Origin of the sequence: Lysinibacillus sp. FSL K6-3209 (assembly GCF_037976175.1) — a bacterium.
Lineage (GTDB): Bacteria > Bacillota > Bacilli > Bacillales_A > Planococcaceae > Lysinibacillus > Lysinibacillus sphaericus_D.
The window spans coordinates 2879242-2890946 of record NZ_CP150264.1 but is presented as its reverse complement, the minus strand read 5'-3'; the positions used below and the strand labels follow the sequence as shown (position 1 = coordinate 2890946).

The following is an 11705-nucleotide window of genomic DNA, read 5'->3' as shown; positions in this document are numbered from 1 at the left end:
GTATGCTTTTCTGACGCAACTTCGAATGGTATACTAGGTATCGTGTATTTAAACAGTTATTAGATGAGGAGGGGAATACATATGCGCAAAGCACCGGGGAAAAATCGCGCAGCGAGTGTTAAAGCGAAACATCACTCTAATTTAACATTTCGTATGAATGTCCTTTTCTTTGCTATATTTATCGTATTTTCGATGTTAATTTTTAGACTTGGCTATATGCAAATTGTCAAAGGGGAAGATTATGTTCGTATTTTAGAGCGGACGGAAGAAGTACCTGTCAATACAAGTGTGCCAAGGGGTCGGATGTATGATCGTTATGGGCGTATTTTAGTGGATAATCAGCCTGAAAACGCGATTACGTATACAAAAATGCAGACGACTAAAACGGAGGATATGCTAGCGATTGCTGAAAAGCTGGCTCAATTAATTGAGCAACCAACGAATCGTGTCACATTACGCGATAAATTGGATTTTTGGATATTAAAAAACCATGACGCAGCATATGCAAAAATTTCTGATGAAGAGCAAACGAAAATTAAAACACAGGAAAATATTACGACAAGTCAAGCGAATGCAGAAATCGATAAAATTGTGCGTGAGCGCATTACAGACGAGGAATTAGCACAATTAACGGAAGCGGATTTAGAAGTATTAGCAATCTACCGTGAGATGGTATCAGGCTACAATTTATCACCTCAAATCATTAAAAGTGAGAATGTATCAGCAGATGAATTTGCTCGTGTTTCAGAGCGTTTAACTGAGTTACCAGGAGTCAACACAACGACAGACTGGAAGCGTGTTAAACTATCATCCCTTTCTGTGTTAGGCCGTACAACTGTACCAACAAAAGGGATACCGAAAGAGAAGCTCAATTATTATTTAGCACGTGATTATTCACGTAATGATCGCGTCGGGGAAAGTTATATTGAAGCACAATATGAAGAACTTTTACAAGGGCAAAAAACAGTTGTCAAAAATATTACGAATAAAAAAGGGCAAGTTGTTGATACCGTTACAACATATGAAGGCGAGCCTGGTAAAGATTTAGTATTAACATTTGATAGTGAGCTACAAGTCGCTAATGAAAAAATTGTAGAGGAAGAGTTGCTGAAGTTAAAAGCAATGTCTGGCTCAAGTTTATTAGATCGAGCATTCCTCATCATGATGGACCCGAATACGGGAGATATCCTATCAATGGTTGGTAAAAAAATCGAAAAAGATTCGGAAACTGGCAGAAATGTAGTTGTGGATTATGCATACGGCTCGTTTACAACAGCTTATGAGGCAGGGTCTGTCGTAAAAGCAGGTACACTGCTGACAGGCTATAAACTAGGGGCGATTACTCCGAACACAGTATTGGGAGATGAACCAATCCATTTACTTGGTACACCCGTTAAAAGATCGATCTTTAATGCTGGTGGCTATATTTCAATGGATGGTTTAAGCGCTCTTGAGCAATCTTCCAACGTTTATATGTTTAAAACGGCAATGCTTATTAATGGCACGCCATATAGTTATATGATGCCACTGCGCTTAAATGATCAAACATTCCCGAAAATGCGTAATTCCTATGCACAGTTTGGGCTAGGTGTTAAAACAGGTATTGATTTACCAAATGAATTTAGTGGTGTCCAAGGTCCGTCTGGTCCAACAATGGGTGGTAAAACACTCGACTTAGCCATTGGACAATATGATACGTATACACCGCTTCAACTAGCACAATATATTTCAACGATAGCGAATGGTGGCTATCGTGTTCAGCCTCATGTCGTGAAAGAAGTGCGTGATCCATCCAAAGATGGTCAGCAGCTAGGACAATTAGTGACAGAAGTAGGACCAAGAATTTTAAATCATATCGATAATACAGAAGAAGAAATTAATTATGTAAAAAAAGGCTTGCATCGTGTATATACGGGTTCTCGTGGTACGGCACGTTCAGCATTTTCGAACGCACCTTTTACCGCTGCCGGGAAAACAGGGACAGCCGAAGTAGTATATTATGGACCATTACGTGAACGTTATGGTACAAATACGATTAATTTAACGCATGTTGGCTATGCGCCATATGAAAATCCTGAAATTGCTTATGCTGTTGTAATTCCATGGGCAACGACGAACCTTAATCAACATTTATCGAATAATAACGTGATTGCAAGACGTGCTTTAGATGCTTACTATGAGCTAAAAGCAAAATATGAAAAGACAAAAGTGACAGATAATAAAGTAGAACAACCAATTTTACCTGCGATTACAAAAGATAAAATCGGTGAAGATGAACAAGAATAAAAAAACCGCTAGCGCATGTTATATGCCTAGCGGTTTTTAGTATCTATATAGCTTTCTACTGGCGAATAAGCTGTTGAATCGCCAATTCAAATTGTTCCTTCGGTTTTTCCCCATAAAGCTCAATATTATTATAGAAATACGTCGTCATCATAAAATCAATAGCCTCCGGCAAAGACAACTCTCGATGATCCATGATAAGTGTTAAATATGTTTTAAAGTAATCGGCATTTTGTACTTTTGCATGATTAATCACAAAGTCAAACTCCTCTTATAATATTTCCTGACACAAATGATTATTATAGCATCTTTGCTAAAGGAAGCAAATTATTTAATTGCAATTGTAAATATCTCTTTACAATCGTTTACAAAGCATTACATTCCTTTACGTGTCTTTTACGAACGGTTTATACGAATTCAACATTAAGTCATTATAGTAAAGATTGTAAGGCAAAACACAAATAAAAAAGTTAGTGACGGAGGCAAATGAGATGAAAAAGTGGAAGTACTTAACGATGACAGCGGTAATGGGTTCAGCATTAATGCTAGGTGCATGTAGCGGAGACAACTCAACGCAAAACGGTAACAATGCAGAAACGAATGCACCAGCGAACTCAGGACAAGAAGCTGCTGACGAGAAACTGCAAGGTTCAGTTGCTGGAGATGGTTCATCAACAGTAGCACCAATTATTGAAGCAGTTGTTGAAGAGTATGCAGGTGCACAACCGGATGTCAAAGTATCGGTAGGTGTTTCTGGTACTGGTGGTGGCTTTGAAAAATTCATCGCAGGTGAGACAGACTTTTCAAATGCATCTCGTTTTATAAAGACAGAAGAGAAAGAAAAACTAGACCAAGCTGGAATAGCTTACACTGAGTTAGCTTTAGCATATGATGGTTTATCAGTAGTGGTGAATCCTGAAAACGATTGGGCAAAGGATTTAACTGTAGAACAGTTAAAGAAAATTTGGACTGAAGATGGCACAGAGAAAAAATGGTCAGATATCGACCCTTCATGGCCTGCAGAAAAAATCGTATTCTACTCACCAGGTACTGACTCAGGGACGTATGATTACTTTGATGAAGTCGTATTAGATGGTGCTGATCTAGTAAGTGCAGCGACATTATCAGAGGATGATAATATGCTAGTTCAAGGTATTTCTGGTGACAAGTATGCAATTGGTTTCTTTGGCTTCGCTTACTACTTAGAAAATAAAGATAAATTAAACATTGTGAAAGTCAATGGAATTGAACCAACACATGACACAATTGAAAAAGGCGAATATACGCCACTTTCACGCCCATTATTCACTTATGTGAAAAACAGTGCGATGAAAGATAATGCTGCAGCATATGATTTCGTAAAATTCACACTTGAAAATGCAGGGGATATGGCAGAAGCAGTAGGTTATGTTCGTCTACCTGAAGAAAAATATGCTGAAGGCTTAAAAACTTTAGAAGGCTTAAAAACTTTAGAAGGCTTAAAATAAGTAGACATGCATAGAGGGAAAGAGATGGATGCTCTTTCCCTCGCTTATTGGAAAGGAGCACCCAATGGTTTCTCAAAAGGAAAATAAGACATCATCTGTGCAACAATTAATAGCAAATTCGCGCAATCATAAAACTAAGAAAATAGTGGAAAAAGCCATGCCAGCTTTATTATTTTCTGCAGCGCTTATCTCGATTTTGACAACATTTGGCATTGTTTTCACCCTTATTTTTGAAACGTTTGAGTTTTTTAAACGTGTTTCGATTACGGATTTTTTATTTGGTACACAGTGGCTACCGTTTTCTGGAAAGGAGCCGTTATTTGGGATTTTACCGCTTATCGCAGGAACACTGAAAGTTACATTAATTGCAGTTGTTGTAGCAGTACCATTTGGGATTGCTTCAGCTATCTATTTAAGTGAATATGCGAGTGAGAAAACAAGACGTACAGTTAAACCGATTTTAGAAGTATTAGCAGGTGTACCGACAATCGTTTATGGTTTCTTTGCTCTAACGTTTGTCACACCAGTGCTACAAGGAATTATTCCAGAACTTAAACTATTTAATGCACTTAGTCCAGGGATTGTAGTGGGCATTATGATATTACCAATGATTACATCACTATCAGAAGATGCCATGTCATCTGTACCAAACAGTATGCGAGAAGGAGCTTTAGCGCTAGGTGCTACAAAGTTTGAAGTTTCTGTAAAAGTAGTGTTACCAGCCGCTTTATCGGGTATTGTCGCATCAGTCGTATTGGCTATTTCCCGGGCAATTGGAGAAACTATGATTGTATCGCTCGCAGGAGGATCGACACCTAAATTCGATTTAAATGTCACAGATTCCATCCAAACGATGACAGCATATATTGTACAAGTTTCTACGGGTGATGCTGGTTATGGAACGACGATTTATTACTCCATCTATTCAGTTGGATTCACATTATTTATCTTTACGTTAGTGATGAACTTAATCGCTCATTATATTTCGAAACGCTTCAGGGAGGTTTACTAGCATGCGCTATATCGATGATACAGTCGTCAAGAAACGAATGACTAAACGTATTACATTCAATAAAGTGTGGAAGTCCTTGTTTTTCTTGGCCACTACATTTGCGCTTGTAATGCTAGCGATTTTGCTCTACCGCATTGTGACGCAAGGAGTAGGTTATTTAAACATTGATTTCCTAACGAATTTTGCTTCACGCTTTGCAGATAAAGCAGGGATTAAAGCTGCATTAATCGGCTCACTTTGGTTAATGGGAGTAGTAGCTCCGGTATCGATTATTTTAGGTGTAGGAACAGCGATTTATCTAGAAGAATATGCAAAGAAAAATAGATTGAATGATTTTATTCGCATGAATATCTCAAACTTAGCAGGTGTACCTTCCATTGTTTTTGGTTTACTTGGGTTAACAATTTTTGTTCGTATGATGGGACTAGGTAAAAGTATTTTAGCCGCAGGTTTAACAATGAGTTTGCTAATATTACCTGTAATAATCGTGGCTGCTCAAGAAGCAATACGCGCTGTACCGAATGAACAACGTGAAGCTTCTTATGGAATGGGAGCAACGAAATGGCAAACCATTTTACGTGTCGTATTACCAGCTGCTATACCAGGGATTTTAACAGGTAGTATTTTAGCTTTATCTCGTGCAATCGGTGAAACAGCACCACTTGTAGTAATCGGGATTCCTGTTATTCTACAATTTTTACCTAATGATTTATTAAGTCAGTTTACTGCATTACCGATGCAAATTTATGATTGGGCTAAACGACCGCAAGAGGCATTTCAATATGTAGCCGCAGCGGGGATTTTAGTACTGATGATTGTGCTGCTAATGATGAATTCCATCGCTATTTTTATTCGAAATAAATTCCAAAAACGTTATTAATGAGGTGACCTTATGGTACTAGATTTTAAAGAGGAAAATTCAGTTGTTAAATCGATTAATATAAATGTAAAGCCATCTGCTGAAGTTGCGAAAAAAGTAGTGTATGATACTCGGAACTTAAATTTATGGTACGGTGATCATCACGGTTTAAAAGATGTGAATTTAAGTATTTATGAAAATGAAGTAACAGCTATTATTGGCCCTTCAGGTTGTGGGAAATCTACTTATTTAAAAACGTTAAACAGAATGGTAGAGCTTGTACCGATTGTTCGTACATCGGGTGAAATATTATATCGTGAACGAAATATCTTAGATAAAAACTATACAGTAGAGGAATTGCGTACTCGCGTAGGAATGGTATTCCAAAAGCCTAACCCGTTCCCAAAATCAATCTATGATAATATTGCTTACGGTCCACGTATCCACGGCATTAAAAACAAAAAAATTCTAGATGAAATTGTTGAAAAATCATTGCGTGGTGCGGCTATTTGGGATGAAGTAAAAGATCGTCTTAATCAAAATGCCTATGGTTTATCAGGTGGTCAGCAACAGCGTATTTGTATTGCGCGTTGTTTAGCGATTGAGCCAGATGTTATTTTAATGGATGAGCCTACTTCTGCACTTGACCCAATTTCTACGTTAAAAGTAGAGGAGCTTGTACAAGAGCTTAAAAAAGATTATTCAATTGTTATTGTTACACATAATATGCAACAAGCGGCACGTATTTCAGACCGTACAGCATTTTTCCTAAGTGGCGAAGTTGTGGAATATGACAAAACAGATGTGATTTTCCAAACACCTGCAGATCAACGAACAGAAGATTACATTTCAGGACGCTTCGGCTAAGCATAGGGGGAACTATAGATGGTAGTACGTGAACGCTTTGAGCAAGAGCTAAAGGAAATTCAAGAACAGTTTGTAGAAATTGCAACCAATAGTATTAATGCATTAAAAATATCTTTTGAGGCATTGTTAGAGCAAGATTTGGAGAAATCATTAAAAATTATTGAAGACGATTTATATATTAATCGCCTTGAGGAAGAAATTAATGATCGAGTAATTTTGATGATTGCCAAGCAACAGCCGGTAGCGACAGATTTGCGCCGTCTTATGGTTCTTGTAAAGGCTGCATCTGATATGGAGAGAGTGGGAGATTATGCAGTTAACATCGCAAAAGAGACGATTCGTTTAGGTAAGGAGCCTCTAATCTTCCCAACGACAAATTTACAAACGATGTGTAGTAAGACAGTCGAAATGCTTGAAAGTATTATTACAGCCTTTAAGGAAGAAGATACTGTCCGAGCAAAAGAAATTGCTGAACTTGACGATTATGTCGATGATTTATACGGAGCAACAGTAACATTATTACTACGTGCTGGTGCAGAAAGCCCATCTCATATTTCGCAATTTACACATTTAACATTTGTTTGTCGTCATTTAGAACGTTCAGCGGATCATGCAACGAATATTGCCGAACATTTATTTTACTTAATTAAAGGTAAACATTATGAATTGAATAATTAAAAGAGAAGGGCTGCGACTAAGTGGCCCTTCTTTTTTACTTTTTAATACACTCTTAAATATAAGAAATCGCGGCAACATTACACTCTACACATACGTCAAATATGGTAGTGTGTTTATTTGTATTGTCAAAAAAATTTTTTGGTTATACTATAGACATTATCCAAAAAAATGTTCTTAGGAGGTGCTGCTTCGTGAAAGACGGTGTAGAATCACTTATAAAGAAATTTGGTCTAGAGATTTCGTCAGAACAACGCAATTACTTAGATTATCTATATGAAAATTTACATGTAGAAGAGCTAAGTGAGAAGGAACAACATTTTTTTATTGATTATTTTTACAAAAGTGAGACACTGCGTAATATGGCAGCATTTGCACTTGAGCTAGCGGATGTTATGCATGAAATCCGAGAAAATGTTCCAGCTATTGAACAGGCCGAGCGCTTAGCCAACGGTAAAGAGCAACGCATGTACTATGCGCAAAAATGGCAAGAAGCGAGACGTCAAAAGTTAAAGCAACATACAACTAAAAGTGGAAATGTACTATATGTGCCATTTATTGATTACAAGGAAGAGCAAGGGCCTATTATTATTTGTCTTGAACAAACTTTTGGCATGGAGAGGTATTCAGCACTTTGTAAAAGTATGATTTTGCCGTTATTTATGAATGCGTATAAAGAGCAAAGAGATTTATATATCGTGCCATATGATTGTCAAATTCACGTGCACTTCCGCTTTGAAAATGGTCAAATAAATCTATCTGATTTTAAAGATTTTATTGAATATAAGGTACAAGGTGAAGCAGCTATTTTGCCTGTGCTACAGTTTGTAAAAGGTTTGCTACAAGAAAATCAGCAATGCGCAGAAACAGAGGTTCTGATTTTTACTGAAGGGAATCCAGTTGATGGACCACATTTATTAGGAAAGCGTGCAAAGACAATGTTAGATGAAATGAAGCAACGCTACCATGCTGAATTTTCGGTTATTGCGATGAATGAGCATTGTTTTAATGAGCATCACTTCTGGTTTGCAAATAGAGCCATTTTTGCAGATGATGCGATTCAATAAAATGCGAAGCTGACCAGATCGTTATTGGTCGGCTTATTTTTACTATAAACAGTGATATCAATTTTTTTGCACAAATATAATTGAAAATGTACATAGGTATGTAAAAGGAGTATTACATGGATTCATTGAAATGGTTATTACCGAACTTGACTGTGCCAACATGGATAGACATTACTATTGCGGTGGCATTTTGTGTTGTGGGATGGTTGTTTCAGCATTTTGTGTTGAAGAAAATCATTACGAGCACTGTTACATTTTTAAAGAATAGACAGCGTCATTTTCAAGCGACTGTTCTTGGCCAATTTAATAAGGCAATTCGATATGCGTTTATGTCAGCAGTAATTGTCCTAAGTTTATCGAATTTACTTAAAGTATTTTTATTTACACATTTAGCAACAAAGAATTTTGTGTTGTCTATCATGGTGTTTTTTGCCTTTAAAGGCGTATATGATGTGCTTCACTATTATACAAAAAAACCATTAGAGTTAAATAGTGACGAGGAGCAAAATGTTCTTTTACCGTTTTTCCTTCGTATCGGTAAAGTGCTTATTATGATTTTAGCTATGTTTACCATTGCGTCCTTTTGGAACTTTAATCTAAATGGCTTTTTGACAGGAATTGGATTAACAGGGGTAGCGATTGCTTTTGGTATTCGTGATACTTTGGCTCATGTTTTTGGTGGGATGTCCGTTGCACTCGACAATCCATTTCAAATAGGCGATTGGATTGCGACAGAGGATCAAAAAATAGAAGGTACCATTGAGGATATCAATCTTCGCAGTACACTTATTCAAACAGGCGACAAAGGGCTTGTATATGTGCCGAACTCTTATTTAGTAAATCGTCCAATTTATAATTTTTCAAAACGAGAGAAACGAAAATGTGAGTTGTTTTTATATGTAGCTGCGGAAAACGAAGAAGAAACATTACGTAGTGCTTTAAGTACCATTCATCAGCAAATACATTTGCATGCAAATACTGAAAAAGAGCTGATTCATGTATATATAGATGAGTTATATCATGCATCATATCGGGTTCTTGTTCGTTTTTATGTTGCAACTAACGATACGGCTGTTATGTTAAATGTACGGCAGGATATTTTATTTGTGATCCGCCAAGTTGTTCAAGATTATGAGATAGTACTTGCAGAACAACCGGACGAGTGTAAACTTGAGAAAAAATAATTTGAATTGTTCGATATTTTACATTACAATATATACTAATAATCGGCTTAGATGAAGAGTAGTAACTATTATTATTTGTTCAAGAGAGCTAGCGGTTGGTGGAAGCTAGTACAAATAAATAGCGAATGGACTTCGGAGCCCTAATCCAGAAGTTAAGTATGGATTAGCGTTTGCCTACGTTACAAGGCTTAGAGAGGGTCTTTTAAGACCAATAAAGGTGGCACCACGGCTTTTCCGTCCTTTGCGATGGAAAGGCCTTTTTATATGGTTTTTTGGTGTAGTAGAGCAGAGCATAGTGAAGGAGAGATTAAGAATGACAGTTGAGCTTAGTAGATTTGCCATCAAAGTATTACAGGGAGATATGATGACGCCTATATCGGTGTATCAATCTCTGACAGGAAAACATAAGATGCTATTTGAATCTTCAGCCAAGCATGAGGAAAGTGGGCGTTATTCCTTTATCGCCGTTAACCCAATAGCAGAACTGATTGGGGATAAAAACGGTTATCAATATACAAAAGGGATGAAAATTGATACGTCTAACGATAATGTCTTAAAAAAACTGAAAGAAGTAATGCCATTCCATGAAGCGGACTATCCTTTTGCTTTTTTTGGTGGCGCAATCGGCTTTTTTGGCTATGAAACCGCCTTTTATGCTGAAAAAATTGGTGAATATTTACACGATAATTTAGATATGCCCGATGTCCATGTTTTTTTCTATGATACGTTTATCGTGTTTGATCATTTGAAGCAAGAGGTGACACTAGCAGCAATCGATTTATTTAATGAAGGGCGCACACTTGATAGGATGGAAGCTGCTATTGCTGAAATTGAGCAACAGCTACATGCAGGAACGACATTTGGTGCAATGGAGCTAGGTACAATTGATTTCCAACCAATGATACCAAAGGAAGAGTTTATTGCAATTGTTGAGCGCGCAAAACAGCATATTGTGAAGGGAGATATTTTTCAAATCGTGTTATCCCAACGTTTTTCTTCTTCGTTTACGGGCAATCCATTTGCCTTATACCGGCAGTTAAGAACGTCGAACCCATCACCTTATATGTTTTATATGGATTTTGAGGCATACACAATTTTAGGAACTTCTCCAGAGAGTCTTGTAAAGGTCAAGGATCGCAAAGTTACAACAAATCCAATTGCTGGAACGAAACCACGTGGTACAACGCAACAGCAAGATGAAGCAATTGCAGAAAGCTTATTGACGGATGAAAAAGAAATCGCTGAGCACCGAATGTTAGTTGATTTAGGGCGTAATGATATCGGAAGAATTTCCAAGATTGGCACAGTTAAGCTTGTGAAATATATGAACATTGAACGCTACAAACATGTTATGCATATTGTATCGGAAGTTATTGGAGAACTTCGTGATGAAGTCCATGTGTTAGATGTCCTTAGCGCATGTTTGCCAGCTGGTACAGTGTCGGGAGCCCCAAAGATTCGAGCAATGCAGTTAGTTAATGAGCTAGAGCCAGTGAAGCGCGGCGTTTATGCTGGTGCGGTAGGGTATATTTCAGCTACAGGTGATATGGATTTAGCGTTGGCTATTCGTACAATGGTGATCAAAGATGGGTTTGCACATGTGCAAGCAGGTGCAGGCGTTGTGTACGATTCAGTTCCTTTGTCTGAATATGAAGAAACATTAAATAAAGCTCGTGCGCTACTGGAGGTTAAAAAATGATTTTACTCATCGATAATTATGATTCATTCACATATAATTTATTTCAGCAAGTCAGTATGCTTGGTAAGGAAGTTCAAGTAGTAAGGAATGATGAAGTAACAATTGAAGAAATAATCGACATGCAACCAGAAGCAATTATTTTATCTCCAGGTCCAGGCACACCAAATGAGGCAGGAATCACAGTTCAAGTTGTACAAGAACTATATACAAAATATCCGATTTTAGGAATTTGTTTAGGTCATCAGTCTATAGGGCAGGCATTCGGGGGAACAATTAAGCAAGCTAAAAATATTATGCATGGCAAGCTGTCTGCTTTACAGTATAAGCAAACAGGCGTTTTTGCACAATTCGAAGGTGAAATCGAAGTAATGCGCTATCACTCGTTAATCATAGAGCCATCAACGTTGCATGAAGATTTTATTATAACGGCCACTTCGCGTGATGATGGAGAAATTATGGCTATCCAACATAAGCACTATCCACTTGTCGGATTACAATTCCATCCAGAATCAATAGCCACTAAAACAGGTAGTGACATCGTGCAAGCCTTTTTAGCACTTGTTTAGGTGCCA

The 11705-nt window shown here is 37.5% G+C and carries 11 protein-coding genes and 1 other annotated feature; of the genes, 10 read left to right on the top strand and 1 reads right to left on the bottom strand.

Features of this window, described 5'->3' with window-relative positions; genetic code table 11:
- Positions 1 to 81 precede the first annotated feature (81 nt).
- Positions 82 to 2286, top strand: coding sequence for a penicillin-binding protein 2 (locus MHH88_RS14060; protein WP_069509125.1), 2205 nt, complete (start codon positions 82 to 84; stop codon positions 2284 to 2286).
- Positions 2287 to 2341: 55 nt separating this feature from the next.
- Here the strand turns inward: MHH88_RS14060 and MHH88_RS14055 are convergent, their stop codons facing one another.
- Positions 2342 to 2539 (bottom strand): hypothetical protein, encoded by a 198-nt coding sequence (locus MHH88_RS14055; protein ID WP_339258832.1) that lies wholly within the window; start codon positions 2537 to 2539, stop codon positions 2342 to 2344.
- A 235-nt stretch (positions 2540 to 2774) separates the two neighbouring features.
- On the opposite strand from MHH88_RS14055, the gene MHH88_RS14050 reads away from it, so the two are divergent.
- The 9 genes from MHH88_RS14050 to MHH88_RS14010 all read left to right on the top strand — a co-directional run bounded on the left by MHH88_RS14050 (position 2775) and on the right by MHH88_RS14010 (position 11699).
- Positions 2775 to 3770: a PstS family phosphate ABC transporter substrate-binding protein gene (locus MHH88_RS14050; protein ID WP_339258830.1), complete on the top strand. Its 996-nt coding sequence runs from the start codon at positions 2775 to 2777 to the stop codon at positions 3768 to 3770.
- A 64-nt stretch (positions 3771 to 3834) separates the two neighbouring features.
- Positions 3835 to 4782 (top strand): phosphate ABC transporter permease subunit PstC, encoded by a 948-nt coding sequence (pstC, locus tag MHH88_RS14045; RefSeq protein ID WP_339258828.1) that lies wholly within the window; start codon positions 3835 to 3837, stop codon positions 4780 to 4782.
- Between the two features lies 1 nt (position 4783).
- Entirely contained in the window at positions 4784 to 5662 is an 879-nt protein-coding gene (gene pstA / locus MHH88_RS14040) for a phosphate ABC transporter permease PstA (protein WP_069509116.1), read from the top strand.
- Between the two features lie 60 nt (positions 5663 to 5722).
- Positions 5723 to 6508 carry a phosphate ABC transporter ATP-binding protein PstB gene (gene pstB / locus MHH88_RS14035; RefSeq protein ID WP_308457622.1) on the top strand — a complete coding sequence of 262 codons (786 nt, stop codon included), beginning with the start codon at positions 5723 to 5725 and terminating at the stop codon, positions 6506 to 6508.
- A gap of 18 nt (positions 6509 to 6526) precedes the next feature.
- Positions 6527 to 7186, top strand: coding sequence for a phosphate signaling complex protein PhoU (phoU, locus tag MHH88_RS14030; protein WP_069509110.1), 660 nt, complete (start codon positions 6527 to 6529; stop codon positions 7184 to 7186).
- A gap of 191 nt (positions 7187 to 7377) precedes the next feature.
- Positions 7378 to 8250 (top strand): hypothetical protein, encoded by an 873-nt coding sequence (locus MHH88_RS14025; RefSeq protein WP_103976240.1) that lies wholly within the window; start codon positions 7378 to 7380, stop codon positions 8248 to 8250.
- Positions 8251 to 8366: 116 nt separating this feature from the next.
- Positions 8367 to 9434: a mechanosensitive ion channel domain-containing protein gene (locus MHH88_RS14020; protein WP_339258825.1), complete on the top strand. Its 1068-nt coding sequence runs from the start codon at positions 8367 to 8369 to the stop codon at positions 9432 to 9434.
- A gap of 39 nt (positions 9435 to 9473) precedes the next feature.
- Positions 9474 to 9679 (top strand) — a binding site (T-box leader).
- Between the two features lie 68 nt (positions 9680 to 9747).
- Positions 9748 to 11133, top strand: a complete 1386-nt coding sequence (gene trpE / locus MHH88_RS14015; protein WP_339258823.1) for an anthranilate synthase component I — start codon at positions 9748 to 9750, stop codon at positions 11131 to 11133.
- The gene (locus MHH88_RS14010) at positions 11130 to 11699 is read left to right on the top strand and encodes an aminodeoxychorismate/anthranilate synthase component II (RefSeq protein ID WP_339258821.1); all 570 of its coding nucleotides are present in this window, start codon (positions 11130 to 11132) and stop codon (positions 11697 to 11699) included. Before trpE ends, MHH88_RS14010 begins: the two co-directional genes overlap by 4 nt.
- Positions 11700 to 11705 lie beyond the last annotated feature (6 nt).